Below are 16,438 nucleotides of genomic sequence, written 5' to 3' on the forward strand. Positions count from 1 at the left end.
ACGAAGGGAGCCCGGGACCGTGCGACGCAGGGCGTATGCCACCGGCACCACCGGCATCTCAGGCATCACCGGCCGCACGGCGGCGGCCGTCGGCGGACTCACGGCGCTCGCGGCACTCGCCACCGGCTGCACCGGTGAGGGCACGGGCACCACGGGTCCCGTGAACTCCAAGGCCGGCACCGGTACGGCGGTTTCCGCGGCCCCCGGCAAGTACCGCAACCTCCTCGAACCGTGCGGTTCCGTCGGACGCTCCACGCTCAAGGACCTGCTGCCGGGGCTGACCGAGCTGCCGGATGAGCAGCAGGGCAAGGCCCTCCGCGGGACACCCATGAGCACCTATGACACCGACCGCAAGGTCGGCTGTTCCTGGGAGGCCAAGGCGCCCGACTCCTCGCGGACCTTCAGCCTCGACTTCGAGCGGGTCGTGTCCTATGCGTCGGCGGTCAGCGACGACGACCGGGCGCAGAAGGTGTTCGAGGGGAAGCAGCTCGCGGCGGGGGTGGCGCTGGCGGAACCGGGCACATCGGAGGGTACGGGGACGGGGACGGGTGCCCCGGGCGGTACGGGACCGCAGACCGCGAGCCCGCCCGCCGCCGCCACCGCCACCGCCTCCACCTCCGCGTCGGCGAGCACCGGCACAGGCGGCGAGCAGGAGGCCGAGGAGCCGCCCGGCCGCCGGATCCTGGACGATCTCGGCGACGCCGCGTTCCTCGACGACGTGACCAGCACTCCGGGGGCCGGTTCCACCGCCCAGCGCCGGACCGTGAGCGTGGTGTTCCGCACATCCAACGTCATCGTCACGGTCGTCTACGTGGAGCAGTCCGGCGTCGCCGCCGAGCCGCCCGACGGCAAGGAACTCCAGGACAAGGCGCAGAGCGTGGCCCGGAGCCTGGTCAGGAAGTTCGGCAGCTGACGCAGCCGCCGCCCCGGTGGCGCCCGGCCCCCGGTTGTCCACAGGCATCCCACGCCGGTCCCCGATCCGCGTACGGTGGCCTGGCAGGAGACCGGACACAGCCGGACACAGGACGACGCAGGACGACGCAGGAAGCCCGACGACGCAGGAAGAACCGGAAGCCCCCGGGCCCGGCGGCAGCCGAGCCGGGGCCGGACCGTACGACCAACGACTTGAAGGAACCATGCACCGATCAGCTCCGCGACTGACCCGCATACTCGCCTGCGCGGCCCTCCCGCTGCTGCTCGCCGTCGCCGGCTGCTCGTCGGACTCCGGCGACGGCGGTGGCGACGGCGGCAAGAAGGAGACCGGCGAGGCCAAGGCCTCCGACGCGGCGTCGACCGCCCCCGAGGGCGAGGGCGACGGCTCCGGCAGCGGCGCGGACCCGGGCAAGCCGGAGACGGTCGCCGCGGCGAAGTTCGCGAAGCTGCCCAGCGCCTGCAGCGCCGTGCCTTCGAAGTCGGTGACGGAGCTGGTGCCCGGCGCCTCCCCCAAGGCCGGCACCGCGGGCCGCTCCGCCGATCCGCTGGCGCGGGCCAACTGCCACTGGAAGGGCAGCGACGACAACGGCCTCAAGGGCACGCAGTACCGCTGGCTGGACGTCTCCTTCCTGCGGTACGACTCCGAGGAGGCGCTCAAGACCACCGGCGAGCAGCGCGCCAAGGAGAACTACGCCAAGGAGGTCACCAAGGCGAAGACCGTGGCGGACGCCAAAGCCCTGAAGTCGGCTCCTGCGGCGGGAATCGGCACCGAGGCCACAGCCGTGACATACACCCTGCGCAAGGTCGACGCCGACTTCTCGTACACGACGATCGTGTCCCGTATCGACAATGTCGTCGTGACGCTCACCTACAACGGCGCGGGCATGGCGGGCGCCAAGTCACCTTCGGTCAGCGAGATATCGGCGGACGCCACCAAGGCCGTGAAGGAGGCCGTGGCCTCGGTCGGCGCGGCGAACAAGGCGGGCGGGCCGCCCGCGTCGTCGCCCAAGCCCGCGGACGGGGCGACGAAGAAGGCGACCACCGGCGGCAACTGAGGTTCCACGGCATGCGGAAGCGCGCACCGGCACCCATATCGCCCCGCCCGCCGTGCGCTTCGGAGCCCGCGTCTCCCCCCGAGGGACGCGGGCTCCGCCGTCATGTGCCACGCTGTGCCCTGGCCCGAACGGGAACGCTTGTCCAGTACCCGATCCGGCCAAGGGTCCTGGGCTCACGGGAAGGAGACCGCGGGTGGCCGCGATGCAGCTGACACGCACACACCGCATACTCATCGGGCTGGTCGTGGCCGGTGCGGTGGTCATCGCCGCGATCGGTTTCGCCGGTTCGTACGCGGCGGTGCGCGACCTCGCCGAGCGCAAGGGTTTCGGTGATTTCGCCCTTGTCTTCCCCATCGGAATCGACGCGGGCATCTGTGTCCTGCTCGCCCTCGACCTGCTGCTGACGTGGATGCGGATCCCGTTCCCGCTGCTGCGGCAGACGGCGTGGCTGCTGACGGTCGCGACGATCGCCTTCAACGGTGCGGCCTCATGGCCGGATCCGCTCGGTGTCGGCATGCATGCCGTGATCCCGGTGCTGTTCGTGGTGACGGTCGAAGCGGCCCGGCATGCGATCGGCCGGATCGCCGACATCACCGCCGACAAGCATATGGAGGGCGTCCGGCTGACCCGCTGGCTGCTCTCCCCGGTGCCGACGTTCAAGCTGTGGCGGCGGATGAAGCTGTGGGAGCTGAGATCGTACGAGCAGGTCATCAAGCTGGAGCAGGAACGTCTCATCTATCAGGCGCGGCTCCAGGCGCGGTACGGGCGGGCCTGGCGGCGCAAGGCGCCGGTGGAGTCGCTGATGCCGCTGCGGCTGGCGAAGTACGGCGTACCGCTGGCGGACACCGCGGCGGCGGGGCTGGCCGCGGCCGGGGTGGAGCCGGTGCTGCTGCCGCCCGCGCCCGCGCAGCCGGAGCTGCCGGCGGCGCCCGCCCCGGCGGTGGTGCTGGAGAAGGCAGTTCCCGACCCCGCTCCCCGGGAGCCGCACACCCGGCCGCGTGACGGCGCGCGGGAGGGCGGGGAGCCGGCGGGGCACGCCGAGCCCGTGGAGGAACCCGAGGGCCCCGGTTACGAGGCCGAGGCCAAGGCCGACGACGCGGCGGAGGCGGCGTACCGCGAGTACCAGGAGTACGAGCGCCAGCGGTACGAGGAGTACCTGCGCTATCAGGAGTACCAGGAGTACGCGGAGGAGGGCGACGGCCCCAACAGCCCCTGGTTCCGGCAGAGCCCGCGTAACGAACACTACGAGGGCGGCTACGACCCCGCCTACCAGGGCCAGGCCCCCGTACAGCAGCAGCCGGAAGCCGAGCCGATCCGGATCCCGTCGGGCCCCGGCGGCCGCACCCGGATCCTGGGCGACCCGGAGCAGCGCGACGAGCCGGAACTCCCGCTGCCGGAGGCCGCCCAGGAGGACACCGCCGACGTCGAAGCCTTCTACGAGGCGGCGTACCCGGTCTTCGTGGCGTACGCGCACGACCACGGCGACTATCCGAAGGCCGAGGTCCTCGCCATACACCTCACCGACGTCCACGGCATCACCCACCCGCGCAGCACGGCCCTGCTCCGTCAGGCGATGCCCTCGTTCCGCCAGCGCATGGAGGCGGACCTGGAGGCGGAACACATCGCCTGAGCCGGACCCGGGGCCCCGGGCTCCTGAGTTCAGCCCTTGCGGCGGCCGGCCTTGCCTTTCTCGACGACGGCGACCAGCGCGATGCCCACGGCCAGCAGCACGAGGTACCCGGCGACGGACAGATCCCAGTACTGGTGGACAACCCCCCAGGGCCCGTCCCCGAAGAGCAGCCCGCCCGCTCCCAGGACCCCCTGCACCAAAACGAACCATCCGACGATCTCCACCACGACGCTCTTCATGGCTCCAGCCTCGCGCGGGCGGGGGCGGGGCGCGTCGTGCGTGGGGTGGAGGGGGCGGTAGGCCGAAGGGTGGAGTGGGAAGAGGCCCCGAGGCCGCCTGCGTAACCGGGGCCGCCGCCCTTCTCGCATTGTTCAAAGGTCACCCGTCCAGCAAAAACGCCCACCGCGCCTTGGGATTATTTCAGGAGTCCACGCCGAAAAAATCATTCAGGACCGATGACCAATCAGCCTGAGCAACATCGGCCGCAATAAGCAGATCGCGCCAATCCATCTCCATCAACCTCAGCGCATCAAGGAGCTTTCCCACGCTACCATCCGCCAAGATCAGAACAGCAGCAGTGAACCTCTCCTCCGCGGGCCGATGAAATACTTCCAGCTCAACCTCCTCCAACAGGGAGGCGACCGCATCGGCTTCATCCCCGTACTGTTGCAAAATTTTTGAGGTAATGCGAGCAGTGATCGCCACGCTTTCTCCATAGACAGCACCATTTGAACAAACCAACGACACTGAAATCGGTCCCGATTCACTTGCCAACTGGAGTGAGCTCTGGCCGGTGGCCTGCCTGGTTTGGAGTCGGGCAGGGCCAGGGACCGTGCGTCGGCCCCGCACATCGGGCAGGCTTTGGACCTGCCCGAATTTTGACGAGTGGCCCCCGGCCTTCGACCCACGCGGGCCCCACCCCAGGGAGGTGGGTAAAGCGCACGGAGCCGACCGGCCGCACCTCCAGGCCTTCATCCCGGGCCAACTCTCCACCGCCCCCTCTCTGTCGGCCTGGAGCCACCACGCTGGCGCGTCCGGCCTTTCCCCGCTTCCACATTGTCCGCTGGGCTGTCCCTGTGCGGCCTGGGCTGCCGGCCAGGCCGCGGCGGCAGAGCCGGAGAGCGGGCCGTGGGGCGTCCGTGCCGTGCGACCCGCGTCAGCGAATCACCTTGAAGGCATAGAGAAAGTTCGGACGTATCCCGCTTCGGCGGTACGTCCCGAGCCTTCGGTTGGGCGTTCGGCTATGGCTGCCGGCCTGGCGTGATGGCCCACGGTGGGTGGGCCTCTGCTCGACGCGGGCGACCTTGGCATGGTCGGCAAAGACCAGCCCGAAGATGTCCTGACGGTGCGCCCGGTGCGGCTTCCTGCTCGTAATGGGGTCCGGATTCAGCTCTGCAGCCGCTGCTCCTCGTCATCGGCAGAGCCACCGGTTCGCCGAATGGGGTCGCGGTCGACGACAGCAGCCGCCACGGGACCGTACGCCAGGTGCCCTCGCGGTGGTCACGCAGCCGGACGAGCCGGATGGCGTAGGCGTTGACCGCGTGGGCCGGATGCCACCTCCGCGCGGTAGATGGCCTCCGACTGGCCGGGCGCCGGCACCAGCTACGCGCTCCGGGTCAGCAGACCGGCGTCGATGACCTCAGCGATATGGGTGGCGCCGCGGCTGTTCTGGTGGATGTGGTCGGTCGTGAGCACGAGACCTCGCCGCCGCGAGATCGTGTCGAGGCTGCGGCGCAGCACTGCGTGCTGGACGAGGACGCCGACGACCGCTGCGGGCGTCACCTCCCGGTAGGAAATCGGCGGCGGGTCCGCTTGGCGCAGTTCCTCGATCTGGCGTTCGTGGAGCGGAAGGTAGGCCACCTCGTTGGCGGCGGCGATCTCGGCGATCATCTGGCTGTACGCCTGCGATGCCTGTGCCGCTGCTCCGTCGAGTTGTTGGCCGAGTACCGGTAGCGACAGCAGACCGATCGTCGCGTCGGTCTCCGCTCGCAGCCGTGCGACGACGGTTCCCAGGCACTGTTGGAACCAGCCTGCCGACGGGCGATCGGGGAGCTGTTTTCGCTTCATGGCCTGCTCGACGGGGTAGCCGGCAAGGCTCGCTCGGGCGTCGTTGGTCCCGATCAACACGGTGATCACATCGGATGGGTTCGTAACGACAGCATCGAGGCGCTGCAAGAGGTTGTAGGCGAAGTCGCCGTTTACGCCGAAACGGGCAAGCTGCACGTCACCGGGAGGGTGGCGTCGTCCGAGGAGATCCAGGTAGTCGACGCTGAACTGCGCGCGGGTGAGGCTGTCGCCGAGGCACGCGATGCGTTTCGTCACGGCGCTTCCTCCGGGCTGGGCGTGCCGACGCGTTCGGTCGGGCGGGTGTCGGTCCGAGGACGGTGGTCGGTGCCGAGGGTCGCGGTGATGGCCAGGAGGGACGTCGGCCCCTCCATATCGACCACGTGCCATACCCCGGCCGGGTTGATGGTGGCCTCGCCCGGCCCGAGCAGAACGCGGTCGGACACCCCGTCCACGTCGCGGGTGACTGTCACGGACCCGCTGAGGCAAACGACCAGTTCGTCGCCTGCAGGGTGGCTCTCCCAATGGTCGCCGAGCCCGTCGCCCTCGAAGAGCATCACCATCCGGCCCTCGACGCCGTCTGCCGCGACCGCGGCGCTGTAGGCCTGGAGCACCTCCGGGTCCCAGCTGAAGCCCTCGACGGGTTTCGCTCTCGATCCCAGTCCGAGGTGAACAGGGGTGGTCCGCAGGTCCATGGCATTGCGTTCGTGGTTGACGAGTCTCATGCCGACGATCGTCCACGACAGCGATCGGGCGGTCTTGAAGAAAAGGGAAGAGAAGCCGGCGCGAAGGGCAGACGGTTGGCAGCTACCCGGCTCCGAGAAGGACTTCGCTGCGACGCCAGGCCGTCGGCGATCGGCCCGTGAACTCGCGCCAGTCCCGTACGAGATGGGCCTGGTCGGCGTAGCCGGAGACGGTTGCCACGTCGCCCCACGGGAGCGGGTCCTGCGCCACTGCCAGTTCGTGCGCGTGCGCGAAGCGCAAGACTCGGGCGAGGGTCTTCGGCGACAGGCCCACCTCACCGCGAAACCGTTCGGTGAGGTACCGACGGCTCCAGCCGAGTTCCGCGGCGACCGCACCAATCTGGACGCAACCCCGCGCGGCGACGAGGCGGCGCCACGCCTCGGCTACCTCGGGGCGCACCCAGCCCATATGGTCGCCGCAGGCGCCACGGCCGACAGCTCGAAGGAGCAATTCGTCCAGCGCGGTGAACCGCGCCGTCCATGTTGTCGCCGATCGGAGCCGGTCGACCAGCTCGACGGCAAGCGCTCCGAGAAGCTCGTCAAGTGGGACCAGTCGGTGGGCGAGCTCGGCGGCAGGCATGCCGTAGATGGCCCGGGCCCCGAGCGGTGTCAGCGACACCTGAACACCTTGCTGGCGTCCGTCGTGGTGAATCGCGACGGACCGGCACATCAGACCGCCGGCCACGCTGCCGAATCGGGTGACCGGTGCCCCGTCGTCAACGCCCGCTGCCACCTCCAAAGGATCTGACAGGCTGATCACCGCAGTGAGCGCGCGGCTCGGCGGGCCGCAGTGCACCCCCGTCGGGAGCCCGCGGAGGTCGAAGCCGACATACGAGTCGACGTACTGCCGCAAGACGGGCGCCGGATGTGCACGGATCCCGGTGGCCGTGTGGTCCTCCATTTTCGTCAGTGTACGAGCCGCCCAGCCCAGGAAGATCACCATCCGAGGGCTGATCACCGCCGCTTTGCGGCTGGTGACGCAATTCTTACCGGCACCCCGTCACGCAGCGCTCCGTGTCCGTTGGTCGCAGCTATACGAGAACAGGGCCGAACGGTGCGCGCGTTCCTCTGAATTACGGGGACCGAGTACTCGGGATTCAAGATCATCTCGTTACCGCCTTGGGCGCGTACCCCGGTCACACCCAACCCGTCGGCAACTCCGCCAGCGGGCGCCACGTCCCCCTTGGTTTCCCCGCGATTCTACCCCCGAGAGCCCGCGAACCCGTCGGCTTGCCCCTCGGACAGCTGGACTTATGGACGAGGATCTGAGTGGAAACTGCCAGCACATAGTACGTATGCAGGTCGCTGACCATCAGACTGTGAACCGTCGCCCGAGCCGTATGGCGCTCGACAGCAGTGACCTGGACCAGCGTGTCGGCCCCGGTGCGGAGCCAACTGCCCGCCGCCAGATCTGTGGCGTCGATCCACTTCCGCAACTCCGGTCCCCAGAAGGGGTGTCCGTCCGTTGCTGTGACCGTCGCCGTGGCCGTGCCCTTCAGGCCGTCCGTGTCGATCACCACCTCGACGATCTTCTTGGTGCCCTCGTCATTGATTTCGGCGGTGACCGTCCCGACCGCCGTCTCGCCGGTCTCCGGGTCGGTGGCGACGGCCTTGTCACCGTTCTCGACCTCTTCGATCGGCTTGGTCGTGCCGTCCGCCATCAGGACCTGGGGGCCCGGGGTGAAGCTGTTGCCGGTGCAGCCCTTGCCGGAGCCCGCCCCCCTCCCCCCCAAGGACCGGTTCATCTGGTCGCTGGCCCAGTACAGCTCCTCCTTGGAGGGCCCTCCGACGGAGTCGCCGTCATAGGTGCTGCCACTGCCACTGCCGACGTCCGCGGACTTCGGCCCCGACGGGTCCGCGCACGTGACCCAAGTGGACCAGGCCCGTCGACGCGTCGTCGTCACCGCACGACTCGGCCAAGGGCTGTCCCGTACCGCACACAACGGAGGGCCCGGGAGCACAGCCCCCGGGCCCTCCGCCCGTTCACACCAGCGACCCGGCCGCTACCCCGTCACCAGCTTCCGCACCCGCTCCGCCCCCACCGCCAGCAGCAGCGTCGGCAGTCGCGGACCCGTCTCGCGCGTCACCAGCAGCCGGTACAGCAGCGCGAAGAACTCCCGCTGCGCGACCTTCAGCTCCGGCGTCGGCTTGGCGTCCGGCGCCAGGCCCGCCATCACCTTCGGCACGCCGTACACCAGCGTTGTCAGGCCCTCCAGGGACCAGTGCGACTCCAGCCCCTCCACCAGCAGCTCCAGCGAGCGGCGGGCGTCGGTGTCCAGGGAGGCGAGGAGTTCGGCGTCCGGAGTGTCGCGGACGACGGTACGGGCGTCCGCCGGGACCTGCGTCGTGATCCAGTTCTCGGCGCGGTCGAGCCGCGGCCGGACCTCGTCCAGGGAGCCGACCGGATTCGCCGGGTCCAGTTCGCTGAGGATGCGGATGGTCTGCTCACCGTGGCCGCCGGTGATGTCGACGACGGACGCCAGGGTGCGGTACGGCATCGGGCGCGGCGTCGCCGGCAGCTCGCCCTCCGCGGTGCGCACGGCCCGGCTGTACGCCGCGGCATCCGCGGGCAGCGCCGAACCGTCCGCGACCTTGGCCGCGAGCTTGTCCCATTCGTCGTACAGCCGCTGGATCTCCTGGTCGAAGGCGATCTTGAACGACTGGTTGGGGCGGCGGCGCGCGTACAGCCAGCGCAGCAGCGGCGCCTCCATGATCTTCAGGGCGTCCGCCGGGGTGGGGACCCCGCCCTTGGAGGACGACATCTTCGCCATACCGCTGATGCCGACGAAGGCGTACATCGGGCCGATCGGCCGCTCCCAGCCGAACAGCGGACAGATGAACTCGCCCACCTGGAACGACGACCCCGGGGAGCTGTGGTCGACACCGGACGGCTCGAAGACCACGCCCTCGTACGCCCAGCGCATCGGCCAGTCGACCTTCCACACCAGCTTGCCGCGGTCGAACTCGGACAGCCGGACGGTCTCGGTGAAACCGCAGGAGGTGCAGTGGTACGTCAGCTCGGTGGTGTCGTCGTCGTAGGCGGTGACGACCGTCAGGTCGCGGTTGCAGCTTCCGCAGTACGGCTTGTACGGGAAGTAGCCGGCCGAACCCGTACCGTCGTCCTCGCCCGCCGCGCCGGAGCCCTCCGCCGCGTCCAGCTCGGCCTCGTCGACCGGCTTCTGCTGCGGCTTCTTGCCCCCGGAACCGCCCGCGCCCTTCTTGGTGCGGTAGCGGCCGAGGATCTCGTCGATATCGGCCCGGTGCCGCATCGCCAGCAGGACCTGCTCGCGGTAGGCGCCCGAGGTGTACTTCTCGGTCTGGCTGATGCCCTCGTAGACCACGCCCAGCTCGTCCAGCGAGATGATCAGCGCGGCCTTGAAATGCTCGGCCCAGTTCGGGTACGGCGACCCCTTCGGCGCGGGCACCGAGGTCAGCGGGCGGCCGATGTGCTCGCCCCAGGACTCGTCGACGCCCTCGACGCCGGCCGGGACCTTGCGGAAGCGGTCGTAGTCGTCCCACGAGATCAGATGGCGGACCTCGTGCCCGCGGCGCCGGATCTCGTCGGCGACCAGGTGCGGGGTCATGACCTCGCGCAGATTGCCCAGGTGGACCGGGCCGGAGGGGGAGATCCCGGACGCGACGACGATTCGTTTGCCCGGGGCACGCCGCTCCGAATCCGCGATGACCTCGTCTGCGAAACGGGAGACCCAGTCGGTCTCGGTGGTGCTCTGAGCCACGGTCGGCACGTCCTTACGCCCTTCTTCCACGTCGGCTTTCCCGGCGGCGCCCGTCTCGGCCTCCGCACCGGGTCCGCCCATTCTCCCAGACGGAAGCCACCGCCCGTCGCGCCGTTTATCGAGGGGAGGACGATCTCCGCCGCGTGGGACACTGGGCTGCCGGGGTCCGTCTCCGTACGCGGCCCCGCACCACAGCACGCCACAGATCCCCAGCACCAGAAACGGAAGCTCATGGCCTCGGTCCCTTCCCTCGCGTCGAACGTGCAGCAGCGTCTGGCGAACGCCCTCTCGGCAGCCCTGCCGGAGGCCGGTTCCGCCGACCCGCTGCTGCGACGAAGCGACCGGGCCGATTTCCAGGCCAACGGGATCCTGGCGCTCGCCAAGCAGCTCAAGGGCAATCCGCGGGAGCTGGCGGTCAAGGTCGTCGATGCTCTGGGTACGGAGAGTGACGAGGTGCTGCGGGAGGTGGAGGTCTCCGGCCCCGGCTTCCTGAACATCACGGTCTCGGACGCGGCGATCACCGAGACGCTGGCGGCCCGTGCCGCCGACGACCGGCTCGGGGTCGCCCTCAAGGCCGACCCGGGTACGACCGTGATCGACTGGGCCCAGCCGAACGTTGCCAAGGAGATGCACGTCGGCCACCTCCGGTCGGCCGTCATCGGCGCCGCGATGGTGAACATCCTGGAGTTCACCGGCGAGAAGGTGATCAGCCGCCACCACATCGGCGACTGGGGCACCCAGTTCGGCATGCTCATCCAGTATCTGGAGGAGCACCCGCACGAGCTGGACCACCGGGGGGGCGCGGAGGTCTCCGGCGAGGAGGCGATGTCCTCCCTCGACCGGCTCTACAAGGCGGCCCGGGCGCACTTCGACTCCGACGAGGAGTTCAAGGCCCGCTCCCGGGACCGGGTGGTCGCCCTCCAGTCCGGTGACCCGGCGACGCTCGCCATGTGGCAGCGGTTCGTCGACGAGTCGAAGATCTACTTCAACTCGGTCTTCGAGAAGCTGGACATGGAGATCGCGGACGAGGACATCGTCGGTGAGTCCGGTTACAACGACATGCTCACCGAGACCTGCCGGCTGCTGGAGGAGTCCGGGGTCGCGGTCCGCTCGGACGGTGCGCTCTGTGTCTTCTTCGACGAATTCAAGGGCCCGGACGGCGAGCCGACCCCGCTGATCGTCCAGAAGTCCAACGGCGGCTTCGGCTATGCGGCGACCGATCTGTCGGCCGTCCGCGACCGGGTCGGCAAGCTGGGCGCATCGGATCTGATCTATGTGGTCGACGTCCGCCAGTCGATGCACTTCAAGATGGTCTTCGAGACGGCGCGCCGGGCGGGCTGGCTGCCGGACGGGGTCCGCGCCGTCCAGCTCGCCTTCGGTACGGTGCTGGGCGCCGACGGCAAGCCGTTCAAGACCCGTGAGGGCAAGACGGTCAAGCTGGTGGACCTGCTCGACGAGGCCGTCGACCGGGCCACGGCCGTGGTGCGGGAGAAGGCGGAGAAGGTCGGCCTGGGCGAGGCGGAGATCGTCGAGAACGGCCGGTACGTCGGCATCGGTGCCATCAAGTACGCCGACCTGTCGACGTCCGCGGTCCGGGACTACAAGTTCGACCTGGACCAGATGGTGTCGCTCAACGGCGATACGTCGGTCTACCTCCAGTACGCGTACGCCCGGATCCGGTCCATCCTCCGCAAGGCGGGCGACGCGAAGCCCGCCGCGCACCCGGAGCTGGAGCTGCATCCGGCCGAGCGGGCCCTCGCGCTCCACGTCGACCAGTTCGGCGAGGTGATCGCGGAGGTCGCCGGTTCGTACGAGCCGCACAAGCTGGCCGCGTACCTCTACCAGCTCGCGTCCCATCTCACGACGTTCTACGACAAGTGCCAGGTCCTCAGCTCGGAGAACGCCCCGGAGCTGGTCGAGAACCGGCTCTTCCTGGTGGAGCTGACGGGCCGCACGCTGCGGCAGGGCATGGCGCTGCTGGGGATCCGTACCCCCGAGCGTCTCTGACACCTTCGGCCGAGAGGGGCGTCACCGCATACCGCGGTGACGCCCCCTTCGCATGGCCCGGCGGCTAGGCCGGTCCCAGCCTGGTCCACGGATTACGGGCGTCCGCCGCGTCCGGCGCATTCCCCTTCGTCCAGAACTTGGCCTTCCACCAGTGGCCGCCGTACGAGACGACCGTCCGGGTCACACCCGTCGGATCGCCCGCGACCACCTTGGTACGGACCGTGTTGCCGCTGTTGCGCGGTTCGGCGGCATGGCCCCGCGCGGCCAGCAGTCCGTGGGGCTTTCCGTCGGCCGGGATGCCCGCGACCGGGGCGCCCTTGTCGTCGGTGAAGCTCCACGACTGTGCCGCGCTGCCGTCGCAGTTCTTCACCGACAGCTCGGCGAGCCTGCTGTCCGCGCCCAGGCACTGGTCCCGGCCCCCGCTGTCGGAGGTGATCCGGAAGCGGCCGGTGGAGCCGTCCGGGGCGATCTTCCAGATCTGGTTCCGGTTGCCGTCCTGGGAGCCGACGAGATGGGTGGTGGCCCAGCTTCCCGGGTGGTCCAGGACCAGTGAGCTGTTGACGTCCTGGATTCTGTAGCCGTCGCCGGTGCGCCAGAGCGCGAACGGCGCCCAGGCCGGGTTGTAGGTACGGTCGGCGCTCCAGGGCTCCGCCTGGCAGGCGGGTCCCGTGCCACCGCCGGCCGGGGGCTCGGTGGTCGTGGCGCCGCGGCGGCGGTCCTGGGTGGAGCCGTACACCGCGTCCCCGAACTTCAGGGTGATGTTCGCGGGCCCGGTCACCGGCAGGAAGTACTTGAGGCCGATATCGCGGGAGCCGCCCGCCGGAACGCCCTCGCAGTAGCCGAGTTTCAGTGTCACCCGGTGGAAGGCGCCCTTCAGACCGCCCGCGTTGGGCCCGGTGTGACCGGGCTTGAGCACGTCCTTCAGCTCCTGCCAGTTGTCGTCCTTCAGCAGCGCCGGGGCGCTGGTGGGAATGTCGAAGGCGATTTCGGTGCCGGACGGCAGCGGCCTCGTACTGCGGTTGGTGATCCGCAGTTTGGGCTGCTGGGGCCAGAGGTCGGCCTCGGCGGTCGGGAAGTCCGTGAACTCGACGCCGACGTCGACGACCTGGTCGGGCGGGACGGTACCGTCGGTCCGCTCCCTGACATAGCCGCCCGCGCCGCGCAGGGAGTCGTCGATCCGGCTGGTCAGCTCATGGCCCATGCCGTAGCTGCCGTCCGGGCCGCGGCCCAGGTCACCGGCGAGTTCCCACATCATCACGCCGCCGATGCCCTTGTCCCTCACATAGCGGATCCTGGCGTCGATGCTCTGTTCGTCCTCGGCGGTCAGGAACACCTTCTTCTCGGCGTTCCACAGCCACATCGACTCCAGTGCGTTGCTGTATTTGCGCTGGTAGCTGCCGGTGAGACGGTTCGGCGGGGCGTCCGGGTCGAGTCCATAGGCCCGCAGATAGTTCCCGGTACGGCCGTTCTGAAGGTTGCGGATATGCCAGAGCGGGTTGGAGCCCGCGGCGACCTCCCGGCCGCGGCTGGTGTCGTGCCAGAGGTTGTCGATGCCGACGGCTCCGTTGCCGCAGAGGCCGCGGGTGCCGGTGCCGGGCCGGCAGCCGCTCTGGTCGGGCAGCGGGGCGGTGCCCCAGAGTCCGTCGGTGCCGCCCTGCACATCGCGCCAGCCGCGCGTGTAGTACGGGATCCCGAGGTTGATCCGGCCGGGCTGGAGGGCGCCCCGGTAGTAGTGGTACGCCCAGTCGGTGTTGAAGTAGCCGGTCCTGCCGTATTCGGGGTTGCGGGCGGCGTCGTAGACCCCGGCGGCGGCGAGTTCGCCGTCGCGCCCGTCGTCGTAGAGCGGCGCCTGCGGGCCGACGTACTGGTTCCAGGAGCCGTGCAGGTCGTACGTCATGACATTGACGTAGTCCTGATAGCCGAGGGCCTGTCCGGCGTCGTAGCCGCGCACCAGATGGCCGGACGCGGAGGCGGCGGAGGTCAGCAGGTAGTAGCGGGCCCGGAGTTCACCGGCCCGGTCGAGCTTCTCCCGCAGGGTCTTCATCAGCGCGTTGTAGCCGGCCTGGAGTCCCTTGCGGCGGGGGTTGGCGACACCCCAGTCGTCGGGGTTTCCGCTGTCTGGCATGGCCGTCGGGTACTCGTAGTCGATGTCGATACCGTCGAACGCGGCCCCGTAGCGGCCGAGGAAGTCCACGGCGGAGTCCGCGAAGGCGTCGATACCGGGCTGGTTCACCGAGCCGTCGGCGTTGGTGGCCATCGCGTAGAAGCCCTTGGTGTCGGCCCAGCCGCCGACCGCGAGCAACGCCTTGACCTGCGGATGCCGCTTCTTGTATTTGGCCAGTTGGTTGAAGTGGCCCTGGTACGGGAGCCCCGGGTCCATCTCCGCGCCGGTCACACCCGGCCAGGTCATCCGGGTCGCCGGATGGTTCGCCGCGGCTTCGTCACCGAGGGATATCCGGTTCCCTTCGATCCGGGCGAAGGCATAGTTGATATGGGTGACCCGGCTCCAGGGGATGTTCTTCACCAGATAGCGGGGGCGGCCGTCGGTGCCGTTGCGGGTGGCGTTGAAGTAGCCGACGATCCGCCGGTCGTGCCCGGCGCCGCCGAGCCACTCCCGCCCGTCCCTGTCGTACACGTCGCAGTAGCGGGCGGTCGTCCCGGCGGTCGGGATCATCCCATCGGGGCGGCAGGACGGATGGGGAACACCGGCGGCGGGCTTGGGTCCGCGCCGGTCGACACCGTTGTCAAAGGGGTCACCGGCGGGCGTCCCCGGGTCGGGCTGCTGGCCGCCGTCGGATCCGGGCGCGGACTGCTCCTGGTACCAGTACGTGTTCATCTTCGCGATCTGCGGGAACAGGTCGCCGTCCCGGTACTGGTCGACGGCGACGAAGTTCGGTTTGCGGCGGGCGGCAGTGGTGCACACGCTCTCGGCCCGCTGCGTCAGCTTCCGGTTGTCCGTCGTGTACGTCGGCGACATCGGCACATCGCGGAAGTGGTTCATGAAGAACAGCGGCCGGAACTTCCCGGCGGGCCGGGAGCCGAGCGGCTTGTTTCCCCAGCGCGAGTAGCAGGCCCAGTCGGAGTTGCCGAGACCGGGGCCCATGGACCAGTGGTTCTCGACCCGCCAGCGCTGGTCCGCCATGAAGCCGATGGACTCCCGCTTCGTCTGCCCGGAGAAGACCAGCAGCCGCTTGTTCTTGGCGATCATGTCCTTGAGCAGCGGCCAGCCGTTGCGGTGGACGTCCCAGCCCTGTTTCAGCCCGTCGGGCACGACCGAGTCGTCGGGCACGAACAGCAGGTCTTTCACACCCGGCACGAGATTCAGCCCGTACCGCTCGTAGTCCTCGTTGCTCAGGCTCGACTGGTCCTCGATGAAGACGGAGGCGATCTCGGAGGGGTTGGCGTCGAGGAACGTCTTCAGAGTCCGCAGCATCCCCTCCAGATTGTTCCCCGGGTGCATTCCGCCGCCGCAGCTCCCGCCGTGGCAGAGCGGAATGGCCCCGTGGACCACCTGCGCATTGACGTCGGGCATCAGCGCCCGTACGCCGTCGGCGAGCTGACGTGCCATCGAGTGCGGCTGATTGGGCGCGATGGTGTCGTAACCGTCCTCCGAGTTGATCATCGCGTTGTGGGCGGTCAGATACGTCATATGCTCCAGCGTCCGCCGGTCCTGCGGCGGCATGGGCTGCCGGGGCCAGTCGACGGGCGTCATGAACCAGGTCCCCCGGTCGTCCCCGTCCGTCCCCATCCTCAGATCAGCCTGCTTCTCACTCTTGCTGATCTCCGTCGAACTGGTCAGATACCGGTCGGCCCCCGGCTCCTTGATCCAGTACTCGCCGTCCCCGATCCGCTGGACGTCCCACGGGGCGCCGGGCTCGTCGCAGAGGCCGGCCAGCGGCTCCGGATCCCGGACCAGGCAGAAGTTCCGCAACTCGCTGTTGCGCAGCAGATACGTCCCACCCGGCGTCCGCTCCAGCACCCACGCCTGGTGGTGGTTGTCCCCCTGGGGAGCCCGCGCCTCGGCGATATTGCCGCCCCCGGTGGCGGTGATCCCCAGCTGGGCGCCGTTCTTGATGTTCTGCAGATGGACGGCCTGCCCGGTCGGTACGGAAGCAGCCCGCACCGCCCCGGGATCCGGCGCGTTCGCGGCCTGCGCGGGTACGGCCCCCAGCGCCCCGGCCAGCAGTGCCGCGCTCAGCCGCCCACCCTGTATACGTCTGTGTCTGTGTTGTCGCATGCGCCGAGAGTGACAGCGCGACAACGATGTCC

12 protein-coding genes are annotated in these 16,438 nt (G+C 69.5%); 4 read left to right on the forward strand and 8 right to left on the reverse strand.

The features are described 5' to 3' along the window. Window positions 1-19 precede the first annotated feature (19 nt). The 3 genes from ACIQ9E_RS18270 to ACIQ9E_RS18280 all read left to right on the forward strand — a co-directional run bounded on the left by ACIQ9E_RS18270 (window position 20) and on the right by ACIQ9E_RS18280 (window position 3,618). Window positions 20-913 (forward strand): DUF3558 domain-containing protein, encoded by an 894-nt coding sequence (locus tag ACIQ9E_RS18270; RefSeq protein ID WP_403707991.1) that lies wholly within the window; start codon window positions 20-22, stop codon window positions 911-913. A 223-nt stretch (window positions 914-1,136) separates the two neighbouring features. After that, the gene (locus tag ACIQ9E_RS18275; RefSeq protein ID WP_403707994.1) at window positions 1,137-1,988 is read left to right on the forward strand and encodes a DUF3558 domain-containing protein; all 852 of its coding nucleotides are present in this window, start codon (window positions 1,137-1,139) and stop codon (window positions 1,986-1,988) included. A gap of 193 nt (window positions 1,989-2,181) precedes the next feature. Then, the gene (locus tag ACIQ9E_RS18280; RefSeq protein WP_403707997.1) at window positions 2,182-3,618 is read left to right on the forward strand and encodes a DUF2637 domain-containing protein; all 1,437 of its coding nucleotides are present in this window, start codon (window positions 2,182-2,184) and stop codon (window positions 3,616-3,618) included. A gap of 29 nt (window positions 3,619-3,647) precedes the next feature. On the opposite strand, the gene ACIQ9E_RS18285 is transcribed toward ACIQ9E_RS18280, so the two are convergent. From ACIQ9E_RS18285 to lysS, 7 genes are all read right to left on the reverse strand, one after another. Beyond that, entirely contained in the window at window positions 3,648-3,857 is a 210-nt protein-coding gene (locus tag ACIQ9E_RS18285; RefSeq protein ID WP_403708000.1) for a hypothetical protein, read from the reverse strand. Window positions 3,858-4,038: 181 nt separating this feature from the next. Further along, window positions 4,039-4,323, reverse strand: coding sequence for a hypothetical protein (locus ACIQ9E_RS18290; protein WP_403708003.1), 285 nt, complete (start codon window positions 4,321-4,323; stop codon window positions 4,039-4,041). An 897-nt stretch (window positions 4,324-5,220) separates the two neighbouring features. Beyond that, complete coding sequence (locus tag ACIQ9E_RS18295) at window positions 5,221-5,940, reverse strand: SGNH/GDSL hydrolase family protein (RefSeq protein ID WP_403708006.1); 720 nt, start codon at window positions 5,938-5,940, stop codon at window positions 5,221-5,223. After that, entirely contained in the window at window positions 5,937-6,407 is a 471-nt protein-coding gene (locus tag ACIQ9E_RS18300) for a cupin domain-containing protein (protein WP_403708009.1), read from the reverse strand. Before ACIQ9E_RS18300 ends, ACIQ9E_RS18295 begins: the two co-directional genes overlap by 4 nt. Before the next feature lie 82 nt (window positions 6,408-6,489). After that, window positions 6,490-7,326: a helix-turn-helix domain-containing protein gene (locus ACIQ9E_RS18305; protein ID WP_403708011.1), complete on the reverse strand. Its 837-nt coding sequence runs from the start codon at window positions 7,324-7,326 to the stop codon at window positions 6,490-6,492. A gap of 235 nt (window positions 7,327-7,561) precedes the next feature. Next, window positions 7,562-8,329: a polymorphic toxin-type HINT domain-containing protein gene (locus tag ACIQ9E_RS18310; RefSeq protein ID WP_403708014.1), complete on the reverse strand. Its 768-nt coding sequence runs from the start codon at window positions 8,327-8,329 to the stop codon at window positions 7,562-7,564. Between the two features lie 99 nt (window positions 8,330-8,428). After that, window positions 8,429-10,171, reverse strand: a complete 1,743-nt coding sequence (lysS, locus tag ACIQ9E_RS18315; RefSeq protein WP_403708017.1) for a lysine--tRNA ligase — start codon at window positions 10,169-10,171, stop codon at window positions 8,429-8,431. A gap of 222 nt (window positions 10,172-10,393) precedes the next feature. Between lysS and argS the strand changes: the two genes are divergently transcribed. Next, on the forward strand, window positions 10,394-12,169 hold the full coding sequence (gene argS / locus ACIQ9E_RS18320) for an arginine--tRNA ligase (RefSeq protein WP_403708020.1): 1,776 nt from the start codon (window positions 10,394-10,396) through the stop codon (window positions 12,167-12,169). A gap of 64 nt (window positions 12,170-12,233) precedes the next feature. Here argS and ACIQ9E_RS18325 read toward each other — a convergent pair whose 3' ends face one another. Next, on the reverse strand, window positions 12,234-16,406 hold the full coding sequence (locus ACIQ9E_RS18325) for a glycosyl hydrolase family 18 protein (RefSeq protein ID WP_403708023.1): 4,173 nt from the start codon (window positions 16,404-16,406) through the stop codon (window positions 12,234-12,236). Between the last annotated feature and the right edge of the window lie 32 nt (window positions 16,407-16,438).

This window comes from Streptomyces sp. NPDC094448 (assembly GCF_044763775.1).
Classification (GTDB): Bacteria; Actinomycetota; Actinomycetes; order Streptomycetales; family Streptomycetaceae; genus Streptomyces.